This is a genomic window from Neptuniibacter sp., assembly GCF_024231755.1.
Lineage (GTDB): Bacteria > Pseudomonadota > Gammaproteobacteria > Pseudomonadales > Balneatricaceae > Neptuniibacter.
The window spans coordinates 1-18,265 of sequence record NZ_JAAEQH010000287.1; the positions used below are offsets into that span (position 1 = coordinate 1).

Below are 18,265 nucleotides of genomic sequence, written 5' to 3' on the forward strand. Positions count from 1 at the left end.
CTGAAGCTTTATCGATCATAAAGCTCAGAGTTTCCTGACCCGTCATATTGCCAGGCCAACCTGCAACAGCACCTTTATAAGCTTTACCTGCTAGGTTTTTCTTCTTAGACAGTTCATCAACCTTAGTCTCAGCAACAACAAAACCACCTTTGCTTGCTGGTGAGATGATTGAACGGCCAGCATCTTTGCCTTCATAGTAAGCCAACATTTTAGCTTTCAGCTCAGCATTTGGCTGACCATTACCTTTGCCTGCCAGTTTTTTAAGGGAAGTATGCAAAACTTGGCGCGCAGCCTGACCTGTATAAGCTACAGAGTGCTTAGCGTCTCCTTTGTAACCTTTAACTGTTACTGGAAAATCCGCGTAATTCTGTGCTGCTGAAGCACCCATCGCTGTAGCCATTGCAACAGCAGAAACAAGAACCTTAAGTTTCACAAACAACCCCTTCTTACTAGTGAAGCGAAATTAGACACTAAATTTTATGCCGCAAAATTATCACAAAGAAAAAGAGAATACTACCGATAAACATTCTCATTTAGAATAACAATAAAATTTATTGATCTGAGTTAATGTTTCATCTGGACAGATTGAGATATAGAATCAAGCGAAAAAGACCTCTCTGGACAGTATGAATCTAATTATTCTTTTCGAATCAGATTTCACCCATTTCGATATAGCCCAGCTCGAAGACAGACGCTTTCAGCATATAACAAGCATCCACAAACCTGAGATTGGTCAAAATTTGAAAGTTGGCCTGTTAAACGGCCAAATCGGTTATGGCGAAGTACTAAAACTAGATAGTAGTTCTGTAACTTTGCGTGTTAGCTTGGAACGAAACCCTCCGCAAGCATTACCACTTACACTGTTACTTGGCCTCCCAAGGCCCAAAATGCTTAAACGGGTTTTACAAACCGTATCTACCATGGGAGTAAAAGAGCTGTATCTTATTAATTCCTATCGCGTAGATAAGAGCTATTGGGGCAGCCCAGTTCTGGAAAAACAGATCAATGAACATCTGCTGCTTGGTTTGGAACAAGCGGGGGATACGGTCATGCCCAATATACATCTACGTAAACGCTTTAAGCCGTTTGTAGAAGATGAACTACCGGCAATTAGCCAAGGCAGCCGCTCACTGGTTGCGCATCCCTACAACGCGTCAACTTGTCCAGAAACCGCGAATATAAAAACAACTCTGGCAATAGGGCCCGAAGGTGGTTTTATAGATTACGAAGTGGAAAAGTTGAACCAATGCGGATTTGATTCGATTCATATTGGCGAGCGCATCCTGAGAGTGGAAACTGCCGTTCCTGCGCTTCTGTCCCGGTTATTTCCTGTTTAGTCTAAGCTAGAAATATAACGCTCCCAGTCAAAACAAGGTCCCGGATCAGTCTTACGACCCGGTGCTATATCAGAATGCCCCGCAATACGCTGCTGGGTTATTGTAGGGTAGATCCTTCGCAATACGTCAGTTAATTCAGAAAGACTTAGATATTGGGAGGAAGTAAATTCATCTTCATCGCAGCCTTCCAGCTCGATACCTATAGAAAAATCATTACAGCCCTCTCTTCCGTCGAACTGAGAGATTCCCGCGTGCCAAGCTCTTTTATCCACGGGAACAAACTGCGTGACAGTGCCGCAACGCTCAATCAGAAAATGAGCAGACACCTCCAACTCTTTAATCGTTGCAAAATAGGGATGTTCAGCAACCGGTAGTTTATTCTGGAAGAACTTATGAACATAACCACCACCATATTGCCGTGGCGGTAAGCTGATATTATGAATCACAAGAAGGGATACAACGTCTGATTCAAGCCTGTCATTATAGTTAGGTGACGGAACCTTATTCACACCCTCCAGCCAACCATCTTTACCAATATCAATCATTCCCCTACCCGCTGAATCCCAATTTCGATAGAATTAGCCACTTATTCTAGCAGAGGCCCTACTAGAGCAAAGCCTCCCTCGAACGAAACCAAGCAGCATACTTAACTGATCAGGAATTTCTATGTTAACTCGCGCCGATATTCAGCACCTTATCCCCGAAGCGGTAAAAAAAGCGCTACAGGAAGATATAGGTTCAGGTGATATCACAGCTCAGTTGATCCCAACTGACCAGATGGCAACTGCACGGGTGATCAGCCGCCAGGAAGCCGTAATCAGCGGCGTGGATTGGGTTAATGAAGTCTTCCGTCAGGTTGACCCTTCATTAACATTGGATTGGCAAGTAGATGATGGTGATCTGGTAGAAAGAGATCAGGTTCTGTTCTGGGCTAAAGGCTCTGCTCGCAATCTACTTACTGCGGAACGAGCTGCATTAAACTTTCTGCAAACGCTTTCTGGCACGGCAACCGTCAGCAAACTCTATGCAGACAAAGTTGCGGGTACTTCAGTAAAACTACTCGATACACGAAAAACCCTACCCGGGCTTCGATTTGCACAGAAATACGCTGTGACTTGTGGCGGTTGTTATAACCACCGTATCGGCTTATTTGATGCTTTCCTGATCAAAGAAAACCACATTATGGCCTGCGGCGGTATCAAAGCCGCTGTCGATACTGCAAAAAATAATGAACCTGGGAAACCCGTAGAAGTAGAAGTGGAAACTATGGATGAGCTGCAGCAAGCCCTTGATGCCGGTGCAGATATCATCATGCTGGACAACTTCTCTCTGGAAGATATGCGCAGATCTGTAGAAATTGCCCGCGGTATTGCCAAACTGGAAGCATCCGGAAACATCACCGATAAAACTCTACGGCCAATTGCCGAAACAGGCGTCGATTACATCTCAATTGGTGCGCTAACCAAGCACTGTCAGGCTGTTGATCTATCAATGCGTTTGATAGAAAACTAAGAAAATACAGATTGTCGGAGGCCAGCCCCTGGCCGATAGAAAATATCCATCGCCCACCATGCCGCCCACCATGGAGAGTGGCCCCTATATCATCGTATAATTTAGCTAGCAGATAATCACTGACAACTCGCAGCGGCTAACTGCTGCCAATCATCCTCTTTCTGAATTTTAACCACATCGTAGATCTCTACCGATACAGTTTTAATCCCTTTGGATTTTAGAACCTGACACGCCTTATCCGCTGCATGATGCGGATTAACCTGATCTGCAATTACCCCAATCGCCATCACAGAATCATCATGCCACCAGACCGGGCGAGCAGGAAACTCTTGCAGTGCCAACATAGCATTTTCAGCAGCACTTTTAGCTTGAGGGGAAAGACGTTCAGTTGTATTGGCGATATACCAAGTCACACCAACACATGCTGCTATAAGCAGGATTATTATTGTTCGTTTCATTCAACTATTACTATCAACCGGCTCAAATTCGTGGCTCGAAGCATACTTCGGGCACAAAAAAAGCGCAAACTAAGTTGCGCTTTTTCGCAATTAAGCAGGGTAATCAGTCACAATAACCTGCAGCTTCACAAGAACCACTAACCGTCCAGGTAACCTGTCCGGTAGTAGCATTTTGCGCAGGAGTTAGTATATAAGTCTCACTATTCAAACCACCGGTAGTGCCGGCAGTAGCAGTAATCGTACCCACTGAAGACCCAGACGGTTGAACTTCAACAGTCGCAACAAATGCACCACCTGCAGCCCCTTGCAACGCCGCAGACACGCCATTATCACCGCCCGAAGCATTATGACAAGTTGTCAGCGCACCTTCACGTTGTCCACAAACTTCAATCGCACTTTTAACACCTGACGTTGCATTCACAACCTCGGTAAAACGCGCTTTACCTGTGTAAGTTTGATACGCAGGCAGAGCGATTGCTGCCAGAATACCGATGATCGCAACTACGATCATCAATTCAATAAGGGTAAAACCTTGTTGGTTAAATTGTTTCTTCATAATTTTTCTCCAGCGAATTATTTCCTTGGGATCAGCCAAGTCCTTTGATTGTAGCGCATTTTTCCTGACACGCCAGTGACCAATTCAATGTTTTCTAAAAACATTATAGTGCGCATTTTCAAACTGTCACGCAAATGCTATGTTTAAGCTTATATTTAGGATCATTTCTCTGTGATAAACAAGGAGTTAGGTTTTGCAAGCCAGCCAGCCATTAAGCGGTCTAGCAAAAAGACTTGTTAACGAAGGGGTTTGTTCAGCAGAAGTGGCTGCTGATGCAGCTCATCAATCCAGAGAAAAAGAACAAACCTTTATCTCCTACGTTATAGAGCAACGCCTTGTCAGTGCATACCGCGCTGCGGCCGCTGCATCGGAAGAGTTTGGCATTCCACTGCTTGACCTGGATGCTCTTGATCTAAGCACTCTTCCGCAAGGGCTGATAAATGATTCATTAATCACTAAACACCATGCTCTACCTTTACAAAAAAGAGATAACCGCCTATTTGTCGCTGTTTCCGATCCCACCAATATTCAAGCGCTTGATGAATTCAAGTTTCAAAGTGGGATTACAACAGAAGCCGTAATCGTTGAAGAAGACAAGCTTAGCCGAACCATTGAAGCTTTTTTGGATAATCAGGGTTCTGCACTAGATGAACTTGACGATACTGATCTTGACAGTTTGGAAATAGATGACTCCGCTACTGAAGATCAAGACAAAGAGACCGATGAAGATGCTGCAAATGATGCGCCTATTGTCCGCTTTGTAAACAAAATCCTGCTTGATTCAATTAAGAATGGTGCATCCGATATACATTTCGAACCTTACGAAAAAAGCTACAGGATCCGTAGCCGTATCGATGGTATATTGCAGGAGATAGCCAAACCACCTTCAAATCTCGCTTCTCGCCTCTCAGCCCGACTCAAGGTTATGTCTCAGATGGATATCTCTGAACGTCGCATCCCACAGGATGGACGTATAAAAATGAAGATATCCAAAAACAGGGCTATTGATTTTCGTGTTAATACCTTGCCTACCCTTTGGGGTGAAAAGATAGTACTGCGTATTCTCGACCCAAGCAGTGCAAAAATGGGGGTTGAGGCACTAGGTTTTGAAGAGTTCCAGAAAGAGCTGTATCTGAGCACATTACATAAACCTCAGGGAATGGTGTTGGTGACCGGCCCTACAGGTAGCGGTAAGACAGTAAGTCTTTATACCGGCCTTAATATTCTCAACACTGAAGAGAGGAATATATCCACTGCGGAAGATCCTGTGGAAATCAACCTTGAAGGCATCAACCAGGTCCATGTAAACCCCAAAGTAGGTTTGACCTTTGCGGAAGCTCTTAGGGCCTTCCTTCGTCAAGACCCTGATGTAGTCATGGTTGGTGAGATTCGAGATCTGGAAACAGCTGAGATAGCTATTAAAGCGGCACAAACAGGTCATATGGTACTCTCCACACTACATACCAATAGTGCCCCGGAAACTCTGACCCGTATGCGCAACATGGGTGTACCGGCATTTAATATCGCTACTTCTGTCAGCTTGATCATTGCGCAACGACTTGGCAGAAGGTTATGTGAAGGCTGCAAGAGCCCTGTAACTTTTCCTGAGGCAACCCTTATAGAAGAAGGCTTTTCAAAAGAAGAGATCAAAGGGCTAACACTTTATGAAGCCAACCATGACGGCTGTAGCAAATGCAATAGAGGCTACAAAGGCAGGGTGGGCATCTATGAAATGTTACGCATGACACCCGAAATTGCAGAAGTAATTATGGAGAATGGTACATCTCTGGATATACTGAAAGTGGCGGAGACCCAGAATTTCCAAAGTTTACGCCGTTCTGGCCTGCGCAAAGTAGCCGAAGGGGTTACCAGCCTGGAAGAAATGAATCGAGTAATTAAAATCTGATAGCGGATATTCAGTATGGCTAAAGACGCCAAGTTACAAACCTTTACCTGGAAAGGTAAAGACAAAAGCGGAAATGCCAGCAAAGGCAAGATAGATGCCTCTAACCTTGCGATGGCCAAAGCACAGCTCCGCAAACAAGGAATTTTGCCTTCAAAAATTACCAAAGAACGCACATCCGGCCTCTTTAGTTCTAAAAACAAACCCGTTAAGCCGGTGGACATCGCCTTCTTCACCCGACAAATGGCAACCATGATGAAATCAGGCGTCCCCCTTCTACAAGGGCTAGAGATTACCGCTGGTGGGGTTGATAAACAAAAACTGAAAGACATCATTTATGATATAAAAAATGATGTAAATAGTGGTACAGACCTGTCGATTGCCTTAGCGAAGCACCCTGAACATTTTGATGATTTATACTGCAACCTGGTCAATGCAGGCGAACAGTCAGGTGCTCTGGAAACCATGCTGGATCGTATCGCTACCTATAAAGAAAAGCTGGAAACACTAAAAGCAAAAATTAAAAAAGCCCTCACCTATCCAACTGCAGTAATTATAGTTGGTATAGTAGTTTCAGCCATTTTGCTTGTAAAAGTAGTACCACAATTCCAGGATGTGTTTAAAAGTTTTGGCGCGGACCTGCCTGCATTTACACTATTTGTGATTGGCCTTTCGGAAATAGCGCAGGAATGGTGGTTTATTTTTCTTATTGCAGTAGTAATAATTGGGTATTTATTTCAAAAAGCATTGGTAAAGTCCCCAGATTTTAGAGACTCCGTGGATAAAGCTATGCTAAAGATTCCTGTTATTGGTCAAATTTTACACAATGCTTCTATTGCCAGGTTTGCCAGAACATTATCAACTACCTTTGCAGCCGGCGTGCCCTTGGTCAATGCTTTAGAATCTGCAGCTGGTGCCTCAGGTAACGCTCTCTACCGGGACGCGATTCTTCAAGTTAAAAACGGAGTATCAACAGGTCAATCTTTACAAAGCGCTGTTACGATGACCGGGATTTTTCCAAATATGGCCGTGCAAATGATCGCCATCGGTGAAGAAGCGGGTTCGCTTGAGATGATGCTAAGTAAAGTGGCCGACTTCTATGAAGAGCTCGTTGATAATGCAGTGGACAACCTATCCAGCTTGCTTGAACCACTAATCATGGTGGTACTCGGCGTACTTGTTGGTGGTCTTGTTATTGCCATGTACCTTCCAATCTTCCAGTTGGGTAACGTTGTGTAAATAATGACCTTCCTAAATCTTGACCCAGCATGGGCAATCACCTGTGCTTTTGTATTTGCCCTTTGTGTTGGCAGCTTTCTTAATGTAGTTATCCATAGACTCCCTATTATCATGGAGCGAGAATGGAATAATGCAGATGAAGATAGCGAAGAGGATGAGGTTTACAATCTTTCTACCCCTGCATCAACCTGCCCGAAATGCGGTCACCGGATCCGTTGGTACGAGAATATCCCCGTTATCAGTTATGCTTGGCTAAGAGGCAAGTGTTCATCCTGCAAAACACCAATTTCTTTCCGGTACCCAGCCATAGAACTGCTTTCAGCTATTAGCGCTGCTTATGTCATATCTGTTTTTGGTCTAAATGAGATAGGTTTTGCTGTAGCGCTGCTAACCTGGGGACTTATCTGCCTGATCTTTATCGATATTGATCACCAATTACTGCCAGACCGTATTACGTTACCATTGCTCTGGCTCGGACTACTCGCTAACAGTTTTGGCTACTTTACCTCTCTGGAAAGCGCAGTTTACGGAGCTATGGCAGGATATTTGAGCCTTTGGTCTGTTTACTGGGGCTTTAAGCTACTCACTGGCAAGGAGGGTATGGGCTATGGTGACTTTAAACTTCTGGCTGCCCTAGGCGCTTGGGTTGGCATTTCACAGATTCCTCTGATCATTCTTCTTAGCTCCGTAGTTGGTGCTGTTTTCGGCATCTCAATGATTCTGTTTAGGAAACATGAGAAACAGATCCCTATCCCATTTGGCCCCTACCTAGCCATCGCGGGCTGGATTGCACTGATCTGGGGAGACAAGATAACTGGTGCTTACCTCCAATTTATTGGAATGTAGAACTATGTTTGTTGTTGGTGTAACTGGCGGTATTGGTAGCGGCAAGAGTGCAGCAACAGATATATTGAGCCAGCTCGGTGTAACCGTTGTAGACGCTGATATAGTCGCTCGCGAAGTGGTTGAACCTGGCGAACCAGCACTCCAAGCTATTAAAGAGTATTTTGGCAGCGAGGTTATTGCTACTAACGGTTCACTGGACCGCGCAGCACTTAGGAAACTAGTTTTCAGCAACAATGATAATCGTGAATGGTTAGAGAAACTTCTTCATCCCATCATCCGTAAGAGCATTATTGAGCAACTGAACAGATCAAATGGCGACTACGCCGTTCTGGCTTCACCACTTTTACTTGAAACAGATCAATACCAACTGGTTGATCATGTGGTTGTAATTGATGTTCCAGTAGAGATTCAGCTCCAGCGAACAATGTCTCGTGATAACAACAATGAAGAACAAGTAAAAGCTATAATTAATGCCCAGATGGCACGTCAAGAACGGCTGGATAAAGCAGACTCAGTAATCAGTAACGACTCTGATCTTGCCCACCTCGACACAGAAATATCAACGTTGCATGAGCAATTGATACAACTTGCAAAACAGGCCTGAAATGAGCAAATCGATAGTTAAATGCCCAACATGTGAAAAAGAGCAGGAATGGGATAGCTCCAATCCTCATCGCCCTTTTTGCAGTGAACGCTGCAAAATGATTGATTTGGGTGCTTGGGCTAATGAGGAATACTCGATTCCGGAGTCAAAATCAGCCAGCGATTTCAGCAGCGGAGAACTTGAAGAACAAATAGATAAAGATCAACCTTCAACTCTTCAAGATTCATCTTCAACTAAACCGTCAACCATGCACTGATTGCAGCAATACCCTGACCGCCACTCTCAATCGCCAGATTGAGATCATCCAGGTCCATCCCTCCAAGAGCATAAACTGGCACGGTGCATTGAGATACAATTTCCTTGTATCGTTCCCAGCCGAGCGGCCGAGCTTCCGGGTGTGAAGTTGTAATATTTACTGGCGAGAGAAAGATAAAATCCACTCCCTTCTCAAGCGCCATCGCGACCTGCTCCTCATTATGGCAGGAAGCACTTAGCCATCGACCGTAAAATGCACTTCTTTCAGGTATATTTACCAGACGCTCGGAGGTTAGATGGACAGCATCTAACTGTAGAGCATTTGCCAATTCGATCGAACAGTTAACACTTAAAAAGTTACCAGTTGACTGGCAAAGATCCCGAACCTTACCAATCGCATCTTTCTTAGATGATGAAGTATCAGTTGAACTTACATTGCTCAAGCCATCTAGTCGGAGCATAACGCCGCCGGCACCATTCAACAGGGCCTTTTCGACAAAACCGAGCAACTTTTTGTCAGAACCATCAGAGAAGTCAGAACAATCAAAAGGCGTAATCGCTAGTGAATCAGGCAGCAGACAGGCGTTAAGAATTGGTTTATTCGCCGCGGGGAAAGCATAAGACTCAAGCTCCGTTTCAGATGCCCATTTAACAGGTTGACCTTCTTTACCCCAAGGCTCACCCTCAAAAGCAGATACCTCATATACATCAAGGAAAACAGACTTATCAGGGTAATGGTAGGGGACTTGAATCAATGGCCGGCATGCAATCACATCGATTCCCAGCTCCTCATGTAGCTCACGCTGCAGAGCTTCAACAACTGGCTCACCAGGCTCTACCTTACCACCAGGAAACTCCCACAGCCCGCCCTGATGCTTATCATCAGGGCGCTTAGCAATCAGAATCTGTCTATCGGCGTTTCTAATCGCGGCAGCAGCAACGTGAACTATTTTATTACCCATCAAAGAACTACCTGATTAACTGCGATAGTCCGCATTGATACTCACATAGCCGTGGGACAGATCAGTAGTCCACACAGTTTCAGCTATATCGCCACGATTTAAGACCACGCGAATTAGTATCTCCTCCTGATCCATCACAGCCTGACCCGCTTCCTCTGTATACTGAGCATCGCGGCCACCCTTACTTACAATACAAACATCACCCAGGTAGATCTGCAAAGCTTCCAGATCGAGGTTATCTATTCCAGCACGCCCAACCACAGCCAAAATGCGTCCCCAGTTTGGATCAGATGCAAATAGCGCTGTTTTTACTAAGGGCGAATGCGCAATTTCAAAAGCGGTTTTTAGCGCTTCATCCTGAGTGGTGGCTGATTCCACCTGAACAGTGACAAACTTAGTCGCGCCCTCTCCATCGCGGACAATTGCGTGAGCCAACTCCTGCATAACCCCATTTAGAGCTTCTTTAAATTGGCTCAACAAATTCTGGTCTTCGGCACTAACTACAACACCAGATTTACCTGTTGCAACCAACATACAAGAGTCGTTTGTAGAGGTATCACTATCCACAGTAATTCGGTTGAAGGAGCAGTTTGTAGCGTCGCTTAACAGTGACTGTAGCAGCTCTGAATCCACTTCAGCGTCTGTGGCAACATAACCTAACATAGTCGCCATATTAGGCTTGATCATACCGGAACCTTTAGAGATACCGGTCAGAGTCACTGCCTTACCCTGGTATTCAAACTGACGTGACGCACCTTTGATACGAGTATCCGTTGTCAGAATGCCTTCTGCGGCATCATCCCATCCATCTTCAGCCAATGCAGACTTGGCTGCTGGCATAGCTTCCACCAGCTTCTCTACTGGTAACTTTTCTCCAATCACACCCGTAGAGAATGGCAGTACCGATGCTAACGGAGTTTGACAAAGATCAGACACCGCCTGGCAGGTAGTAACAGCATCCTGATAACCCTCTTCACCCGTGCCAGCATTAGCGTTACCCGTATTAACTACCAGATAACGCGTTGCGGCTTCTGGCATATGCTTTTTACAGATCTGTACCGGAGCGGCACAGAAAGCATTCAGAGTAAAAACACCGGCAATAGTTGCTTCTTCACAAAGTTCCATCAGCACCAAATCTTTACGACCCGGGGTTTTAACACCTGCGGAAGCGGTTCCTAATTTAAATCCGGCTACCGGATGCATCACTTCAGGAAAAGTTGCTGGACCTACAGCCATCTTATTTTCTCCAGAGAAAAAGAAAGCAGCCTATTGCTGCTTCCTCGGTTATACCTTTACAGCCTAAATATTTAAGCTAGCTTACCGTGGCACTGCTTATATTTCTTGCCTGAACCACAAGGACAAGGCTCATTGCGACCAACTTTACGACCTTCACGTACGAAGGTTTCTGGTTGCTGCTCATCTTCTGCTTGATCCGCTGAGCCTTCTTCACGCATTGCTGAGCTCTGATCATGAGTAAAGTCCATCTGCTGACGTTCAGCCTGCTCCCGACGCTGCTGTTCCATTGCTTCAACATCTTCTGGCTGTTGGACCTGAACATGGGACAGGATTCGAATCACATCACGCTTGATGTTATCCAGCAGATCCTGGAACAGGTGGAAAGACTCACGCTTGTATTCCTGCTTAGGGTTTTTCTGCGCATATCCACGCAAGTGAATACCCTGACGCAGATGATCCATAGTCTGCAAGTGCTCCTTCCAGAGAGTATCCAGCACCTGAAGCATCACCTGCTTCTCAAAGTTACGCATAGTGGCTTCACCCACCTGCTCTTCTTTCTGCTTATAAACATCCAGAATATAGTCCTGAATCTTCTGATGCAGGGTCTCTTCATGCAGCGTGTCATCCTCGTCAAGCCACTCCTGAACAGGGATTTTCACGGCAAAATCTGTTTCCAGCGCTTTTTCCAGACCAGGAACATCCCACTGCTCTTCCAGACTCTGTGGAGGAATATATTCGCTGAATTTGTTAGCGATTACTTCATCACGAACAGCGTTAACTGTTTCAGAGATATCATCTGTCGCCATCAGCTCATTACGCTGCTCATAGATCACTGAACGCTGATCGTTGGCCACATCATCGTATTCCAGAAGCTGCTTACGGATATCGAAGTTACGCCCTTCCACTTTACGTTGGGCTTTCTCGATAGCGTTGCTCACCATCTTATGCTCAATAGCCTCACCACGCTCCATACCCAGAGCCTGCATCAGCTGACGCACACGGTCTGATGCAAAGATTCGCATTAGATCATCTTCCAGAGACAGGAAGAAACGAGAGGAACCTGGATCACCCTGACGACCCGCACGGCCACGCAGCTGATTATCGATACGACGTGATTCATGACGTTCTGTACCAACAATGTGCAGACCACCATTTTCTAACACTTCCTGATGGCGTTTTTCCCAGGCAGCCGTCAGTTCTGCAATTTTTTCTTCAGACGGGTTATCCAGAGCGTCAATTTCTGCTTCCAGCTTACCGCCCAGCACAATATCGGTACCACGACCTGCCATGTTGGTAGCAATAGTTACAGAACCAGGACGGCCCGCTTCTGCAATAACTGTTGCTTCACCACCATGGTTTTTTGCGTTAAGTACATTGTGCTGAATCTTTTCTTTTTTAAGCAAAGAAGAGATCAGTTCGGAAGACTCGATAGATGCGGTACCCACCAGCACTGGTCGACGCGCTTCCTGACATGCACGAATCTCTTTAATAATCGCTTCGTACTTTTCCTCAACTGTCAGATAAACCAGATCGTTTTCATCTTTACGCGCGATTGGTTTATTGGTTGGAATAACAATTACATCCAGTCCATAAATCTGACGCAGCTCGAATGCTTCTGTATCCGCAGTACCCGTCATTCCAGCCAATTTGTCATACAAACGGAAGTAGTTCTGGAAAGTAGTAGAAGCGAAGGTCTGACTTTCGTTCTGAACCGATACGCCCTCTTTCGCTTCAACGGCCTGATGCAGACCTTCTGACCAACGACGACCTGGCATGATACGACCAGTGTGCTCATCAACGATAACCACTTCGTTGTTCTGAACGATGTAATCCACATCACGCTGATACAGATTATGCGCACGCAAACCAGCCAAAACATGGTGCAAGAAATTCAGGTTCTGAGGTGCGTAGAGGCTTTCACCCTCTTCCAGCAGCCCCATCTCGGTTAACATATCCTCAACCGCTGTATGACCCGCTTCTGTTAACTCTACAGTACGGTTCTTCTCATCAACCACAAAGTGCTCATCAATTACCTGAGTCTCATCCTTCAGATCGATCTCTCCATCAAAACGGCTCAGTTTAGGGATAAGCTGGTTAATAGCGATATATAGCTGGGAGCTGTCTTCAGCAGGACCAGAGATAATCAATGGCGTTCGTGCTTCATCGATCAGGATCGAGTCTACTTCATCGACTACTGCGAAGTTAAAACCACGCTGAACTTTTTCATCGGTACTGAACGCCATATTGTCGCGCAGATAATCGAATCCAAATTCATTATTGGTACCGTAAGTGATATCAGATGCGTATGCTGCACGCTTAGTCATTGGGTCCTGACCAGAAAGAGCTACGCCCACAGTTAAACCTAGAGCTTCATACAGTGGACGCATCCACTCTGCATCTCGACTAGCCAGATAATCGTTCACTGTTACCACGTGAACACCTGCTCCCGGTAGAGCATTCAAGTAAACCGCCAGTGTTCCCACCAGAGTTTTACCTTCACCGGTACGCATCTCAGCAACTTTACCTTCATGCAGAGTCATACCACCGATCATCTGCACATCAAAGTGGCGCATCCCCATAGCACGCTTTGATGCTTCACGAACCGTAGCGAAAGCTTCCGGAAGGATCTGATCCAGTGTTGCGCCATCTTCAAGACGCTGACGGAACTCAACCGTTTTTGCCTTTAACTCTTCATCAGTAAGCTTTTCCAAATCAACTTCCAACGCATTGATCGCTTTAACGATCTTACCCATGCGTTTCAGTTCACGGTCATTCTTACTACCAAAAACTTTCTTAAACAGTCCTGTCAGCATAACTCGACTTATACCTATAAAGTCTAAAACCCGCTCTCCGCACCTTGTGCGGCGAAAAATTAACTCAGCATTCTACCTTTATTGGGGGCAAAAATTGAATCTAAAAGGGTAAATATTTAATTCCATAAAAAAAGTGCAAAAAAAAGCCGAACACTTAGGTTCGGCTTCTTATCAATCGAGGCTATCAGCCAGCTAAAATCGGCTTCTGATAGGAGATTGGAGCTGCCTGTTCGTTATCTTCAAAAGTAACCACTTCCCAAGCATCTTCATTAGCCAGAAGCTCACGTAGCAGGCAGTTATTCAGATAGTGACCAGATTTATCTCCGAAGAACTCGCCAATCAGGCTCTTGCCTAGCAGGTACAGATCACCAACCGCATCCAGAACCTTATGCTTAACAAACTCATCGTCGTAACGCAGACCGTCTTCGTTAAGAATACGGTAGTCGTCAACAACAATGGCATTATCAAAACTGCCACCTAACGCCAAATTCTGAGAACGCAGGTACTCATAATCACTCATGAAACCGAAGGTACGCGCACGGCTTACTTCTTTTACAAAGGAAGTGCTAGAGAAATCCAAGCAGGACTCCATGTTACGACCTTCAAAAGCAGGGTGATCAAAGTCAATCTTGAAGCCTACTTTAAAACCATCAAACGGCTTGAAGGTTGCAGACTTGCCTTCATGTTCAACAGTAACTTCTTTCTTAATTCGGATAAACTGCTTAGCCGCTTCCTGCTCTTCCAGACCAGCGGACTGAATCAGGAAGACAAACGGTGCCGCACTACCATCCATAATTGGCACTTCTTCAGCGCTCAGATCTACATACGCATTATCAATGCCCAGACCTGCCATCGCAGACAGCAAATGCTCAACAGTGGCAATTCGCACACCATCTTTAGCCAGGTTAGTAGACAACGTTGTATCTGCAACATTGTGCGCATGCGCATGAATTTCAACTACAGGTTCTAGGTCTACACGACGGAAGACGATACCTGTATTTACTGGAGCCGGGCGCAGGGTCAGATAAACTTTCTGGCCTGTGTGTAAACCGATTCCGGTTGCTTTAATACTATTTTTTAACGTTCTCTGCTTAATCATTCTGTCTGCCAAATATAATGTGGGCCACACTAGCGCGCGATATTAACAAAAAAATGACTATTTAGAAAGCCTCTACACCTTTAGTCTGCCTGTTTACGCAGGAAAGTCGGGATATCCAAATAACCCGAATCGCCTTCTGTTCCCGTATGCTGCAGCATCTCATCCTGGGCTTCAGCAGGCCCCTCAAGCGCCTCATTTTTTTTGCGACGCAAAATAGTAGGTAGATCGATCTGTTCCAGATCCAGAGAACCATCTACCTTTTTCATATTTTCAGAGACTGGACGAGCAACTTCCTGAGGCTTATCCAAACCTGTTGCTACAACGGTAACCTTAATCTCATCCGACATTTCAGGCTCGATTACTGTACCGATCACAATAGTCGCATTATCCGAAGCATACTCTTCGATCTGGTTACCTACTTCGGTAAATTCACCCAGGCTCAAATCCATACCAGCAGTGATATTCACCAAAATACCGCTGGCACCACACAGATCCAGGTTATCAAGAAGTGGGCTTTTAATAGCAGCTTCTGCAGCTTCTGCGGCACGATTTTCGCCACGCGCATGTCCGGTACCCATCATAGCCATGCCCATTTCCGACATCACGGTACGTACATCAGCAAAGTCCACGTTGATCATACCCGGACGGGTAATCAGGTCAGAGATACCTTGCACCGCGCCTTTAAGAACATCATTTGCAGATTGGAAAGCGTTTAAAAGACTGCAGTTACGACCTAAAACCTGCATCAGCTTTTCATTTGGAATGATGATCAGTGAGTCTACGTTCTCGCGTAGCTCTTTAATCCCTTCTGTAGCAATCAGCATGCGCTTACGACCTTCAAAAGGGAAAGGTTTAGTCACAACGGCTACAGTCAGAATCCCCATCTCTTTGGCAACTTCGGCAACGATAGGGGCTGCTCCTGTACCTGTGCCACCACCCATGCCAGCAGTGATGAAGACCAGATCTGCACCGCTTAACATCTCGGAGATACGTTCACGATCTTCGATCGCTGCCTGACGACCCACATCTGGGTTAGCTCCGGCACCCAGCCCTTTTGTCAGCGTATTACCTAACTGAATCACTTTCTGGGAAGTCATAGAAGACAGCGCCTGTGCATCTGTATTTGCACAAACAAATTCCACCCCTTCCAGATCACCACTCTCCATGTGCTTAACAGCGTTGCCACCGCCACCACCAACGCCAATAACCTTAATCACAGCATTCTGCGGTACGCTATCCAACAGCTCAAACATTGTCAGCTCCTTTAGTACCCTGCCAAGTACTATCCCTACGTTAATCTGCCCACATCATCAGGCAGCGAACATAAACCAATAAACTTTTTCGACGAAAACCCGATTTAGAAATTTCCCTGAAACCAAGCTTTCATTTTATTCAAAACACTTTCTCTGCTTGCTGGTTCCGGTTCTACAGACTCTGATACCGAACCCGCCACATGATCCTGCTTCGCATACTGAAGCAATCCCATTCCAGTCGCATAAATAGGGCTGTTCAGGTAATCCTCCATCCCTTTAACCCCATGAGGCTTCGCCAACCTGACCGGCATATGGAAAATCTCTTCTGCAAGTTCAACTGCACCTTCCATTTTTGAGGTACCGCCAGTCAGGACAATACCTGCAGCAACCAAATCTTCGAATCCACTCTTACGTAGCTCAGCCTGGATCAACGAAAACAGCTCTTCGTAACGCGGTTCAACAACCTCTGCCAAAGCCTGTCGAGACAGATCACGCGCTGGCCTTTCGCCTACGCCTGGAACTTTCACCGTCTCACCTTCTGAAGCTAACTGCGCCAATGCACAGGCATACTTAACTTTGATCTCTTCTGCATGCTGCGTTGGAGTACGAAGCGCCATAGCAATATCATTCGTCACCTGATCGCCAGCAATAGGAATAACCGCCGTATGGCGAATAGAGCCACCAGTGAAGATAGAGATATCAGAGGTACCACCTCCTATATCCACCATACAAACACCCAGCTCTTTCTCATCCTCGGTCAGCACCGAATAACTCGATGCCAGCTGCTCCAGCACTAATGCATCAACTTCAAGACCACAGCGACGGACACACTTCTCTATATTCTGCGCCGCATTTACGGATCCGGTTACCAGATGTACTTTGGCTTCCAGACGCACCCCAGACATGCCAAGAGGCTCTTTAATCCCTTCAGAGCTATCAATCTCGTATTCTTGAGGCAGAATATGCAAAATCTTCTGATCAGCAGGAATCGCTACTGCACGAGCAGCATCAATCACACGTTCCAGATCATATTCAGTCACTTCACGATCTCTAACGGCAACAATGCCGTGAGAGTTAAGGCTGTTAATATGGCTACCCGCGATACCTACAGTAACCGAATGGATCTTACAGCCTGCCATTAATTCAGCTTCTTCCACAGCGCGCTGAATTGAACTCACTGTGGATTCAATATTAACCACTACACCTTTTTTCAGGCCTCGCGATGGATGTGAACCAATACCGATCACTTCGATGGCGCCATCCACATTTACCTCGCCCACCAAACACAGCACCTTAGAGGTACCGATATCCAGTGCAACGATCATATTGCTGTCCATCGTATGGTTCATTCTGCTTTATCCCGCATTTTCTTCATCAGGCCTAGGTCGCCATTTCACAGCTACACCATGGGTATAGCGAATATCTATCTTTTCAATATCTGCAGCTTTCTCAGCTAAACGCAGCTGATACAGGTCCAGAAAACGTTGTAAGCGCTCATTAACCGACTCGCGCCCTACAACAACTCGAATCTGATTATCCAATTCCAGAGTCCATGCACCTCGTGCTTCCAGATCAAGACTTACTACACTCAAACCCACAGGTCGGAACATCTGGTTCAGGTCATGAAACTGCGACATTACCCTTTCCGTATCCGGTGCAGGACCACTCAATCGAGGCAGCGCTCTATACTCTTCCTTCAACTCAGGCCAAAAAATATCACCTTGATGATTCAGAAGCCCACGCTCACCCCAGCGAGCAACAGGTACCTCTTCCTCAATATTCACAATCAGGGTCGATGGCCAATCCCTTTTTATAGCAGCCACCCGAACCCAAGGTTGCTCTTTGACCAATTCCTGGACTGATTCTATGTTCACTTGCAGCAACGATTGCTCAAGATCATCAGTAATATCCAGCGCCAACTGCTTTCTGTCCAGATGCTGCGCAGTGCCAAAAATCACTACTTTATCTACCGGGCGATCCAGCCACTGCCACATCTGCACCCCAACACTCCAAAGCACACCTGCAAAAATAAACAGCGCTGAGAATGTCCAGAATGGTTGCCACCACCAATCCTGTTCAATCGTATTGTCAGTGTGTTCAGCTTCCTTGTGTTCAGGGTATTCACGACTAGCACCTTTTTGAGGTTCCTCAGCCGTTTCAACCTGCTTTTGGAAGCGGAACAGTTTCACCTT

Annotated in this window: 17 protein-coding genes and 1 pseudogene; 7 read left to right on the forward strand and 11 right to left on the reverse strand. The window is 45.8% G+C overall.

Annotated elements, in window-relative coordinates:
• Positions 1–433, reverse strand: a pseudogene (locus tag GY843_RS16810) (DUF4856 domain-containing protein); the annotation flags it as partial.
• 193 nt (positions 434–626) lie between these two features.
• On the opposite strand from GY843_RS16810, the gene GY843_RS16815 reads away from it, so the two are divergent.
• Complete coding sequence (locus GY843_RS16815) at positions 627–1,337, forward strand: 16S rRNA (uracil(1498)-N(3))-methyltransferase (protein WP_297311287.1); 711 nt, start codon at positions 627–629, stop codon at positions 1,335–1,337.
• Here GY843_RS16815 and ampD read toward each other — a convergent pair.
• A complete protein-coding gene (ampD, locus tag GY843_RS16820; protein ID WP_297311290.1) occupies positions 1,334–1,882 on the reverse strand; it encodes a 1,6-anhydro-N-acetylmuramyl-L-alanine amidase AmpD in 549 nt (182 codons plus the stop codon). The genes GY843_RS16815 and ampD overlap by 4 nt on opposite strands.
• Before the next feature lie 121 nt (positions 1,883–2,003).
• Here ampD and nadC point away from each other — a divergent pair, with 121 nt between their 5' ends.
• Positions 2,004–2,849, forward strand: a complete 846-nt coding sequence (gene nadC, locus GY843_RS16825; protein ID WP_297311292.1) for a carboxylating nicotinate-nucleotide diphosphorylase — start codon at positions 2,004–2,006, stop codon at positions 2,847–2,849.
• A gap of 116 nt (positions 2,850–2,965) precedes the next feature.
• Here nadC and GY843_RS16830 read toward each other — a convergent pair whose 3' ends face one another.
• Both GY843_RS16830 and GY843_RS16835 read right to left on the reverse strand, forming a co-directional pair.
• Positions 2,966–3,307 (reverse strand): hypothetical protein, encoded by a 342-nt coding sequence (locus GY843_RS16830; protein WP_297311294.1) that lies wholly within the window; start codon positions 3,305–3,307, stop codon positions 2,966–2,968.
• Positions 3,308–3,410: 103 nt separating this feature from the next.
• Positions 3,411–3,863 carry a prepilin-type N-terminal cleavage/methylation domain-containing protein gene (locus GY843_RS16835; protein ID WP_297311296.1) on the reverse strand — a complete coding sequence of 151 codons (453 nt, stop codon included), beginning with the start codon at positions 3,861–3,863 and terminating at the stop codon, positions 3,411–3,413.
• A 193-nt stretch (positions 3,864–4,056) separates the two neighbouring features.
• On the opposite strand from GY843_RS16835, the gene pilB reads away from it, so the two are divergent.
• Genes pilB through yacG form a run of 5 tightly spaced genes read left to right on the forward strand, consistent with a single transcriptional unit; the run spans position 4,057 to position 8,711 of the window.
• Positions 4,057–5,769 carry a type IV-A pilus assembly ATPase PilB gene (pilB, locus tag GY843_RS16840; protein ID WP_297311298.1) on the forward strand — a complete coding sequence of 571 codons (1,713 nt, stop codon included), beginning with the start codon at positions 4,057–4,059 and terminating at the stop codon, positions 5,767–5,769.
• 15 nt (positions 5,770–5,784) lie between these two features.
• A complete protein-coding gene (locus tag GY843_RS16845; protein WP_297311306.1) occupies positions 5,785–7,005 on the forward strand; it encodes a type II secretion system F family protein in 1,221 nt (406 codons plus the stop codon).
• 3 nt (positions 7,006–7,008) lie between these two features.
• Positions 7,009–7,851 (forward strand): A24 family peptidase, encoded by an 843-nt coding sequence (locus GY843_RS16850; RefSeq protein WP_297311310.1) that lies wholly within the window; start codon positions 7,009–7,011, stop codon positions 7,849–7,851.
• A gap of 4 nt (positions 7,852–7,855) precedes the next feature.
• The gene (coaE, locus tag GY843_RS16855; RefSeq protein ID WP_297311312.1) at positions 7,856–8,455 is read left to right on the forward strand and encodes a dephospho-CoA kinase; all 600 of its coding nucleotides are present in this window, start codon (positions 7,856–7,858) and stop codon (positions 8,453–8,455) included.
• Position 8,456: 1 nt separating this feature from the next.
• On the forward strand, positions 8,457–8,711 hold the full coding sequence (yacG, locus tag GY843_RS16860; protein WP_297311314.1) for a DNA gyrase inhibitor YacG: 255 nt from the start codon (positions 8,457–8,459) through the stop codon (positions 8,709–8,711).
• On the opposite strand, the gene GY843_RS16865 is transcribed toward yacG, so the two are convergent.
• The 7 genes from GY843_RS16865 to GY843_RS16895 all read right to left on the reverse strand — a co-directional run bounded on the left by GY843_RS16865 (position 8,689) and on the right by GY843_RS16895 (position 18,262).
• Positions 8,689–9,672 carry a Nudix family hydrolase gene (locus tag GY843_RS16865; protein WP_297311315.1) on the reverse strand — a complete coding sequence of 328 codons (984 nt, stop codon included), beginning with the start codon at positions 9,670–9,672 and terminating at the stop codon, positions 8,689–8,691. The two genes, yacG and GY843_RS16865, sit on opposite strands and share 23 nt — an antisense overlap.
• A gap of 15 nt (positions 9,673–9,687) precedes the next feature.
• A complete protein-coding gene (argJ, locus tag GY843_RS16870; protein WP_297311316.1) occupies positions 9,688–10,908 on the reverse strand; it encodes a bifunctional glutamate N-acetyltransferase/amino-acid acetyltransferase ArgJ in 1,221 nt (406 codons plus the stop codon).
• Positions 10,909–10,979: 71 nt separating this feature from the next.
• Positions 10,980–13,721, reverse strand: a complete 2,742-nt coding sequence (gene secA, locus GY843_RS16875) for a preprotein translocase subunit SecA (RefSeq protein ID WP_297311317.1) — start codon at positions 13,719–13,721, stop codon at positions 10,980–10,982.
• A gap of 184 nt (positions 13,722–13,905) precedes the next feature.
• The gene (gene lpxC, locus GY843_RS16880) at positions 13,906–14,820 is read right to left on the reverse strand and encodes a UDP-3-O-acyl-N-acetylglucosamine deacetylase (RefSeq protein ID WP_297311318.1); all 915 of its coding nucleotides are present in this window, start codon (positions 14,818–14,820) and stop codon (positions 13,906–13,908) included.
• A gap of 80 nt (positions 14,821–14,900) precedes the next feature.
• The gene (gene ftsZ, locus GY843_RS16885; RefSeq protein ID WP_297311319.1) at positions 14,901–16,073 is read right to left on the reverse strand and encodes a cell division protein FtsZ; all 1,173 of its coding nucleotides are present in this window, start codon (positions 16,071–16,073) and stop codon (positions 14,901–14,903) included.
• 104 nt (positions 16,074–16,177) lie between these two features.
• A complete protein-coding gene (ftsA, locus tag GY843_RS16890) occupies positions 16,178–17,422 on the reverse strand; it encodes a cell division protein FtsA (RefSeq protein WP_297311321.1) in 1,245 nt (414 codons plus the stop codon).
• Positions 17,423–17,428: 6 nt separating this feature from the next.
• Positions 17,429–18,262: a cell division protein FtsQ/DivIB gene (locus tag GY843_RS16895; protein ID WP_297311323.1), complete on the reverse strand. Its 834-nt coding sequence runs from the start codon at positions 18,260–18,262 to the stop codon at positions 17,429–17,431.
• Positions 18,263–18,265 lie beyond the last annotated feature (3 nt).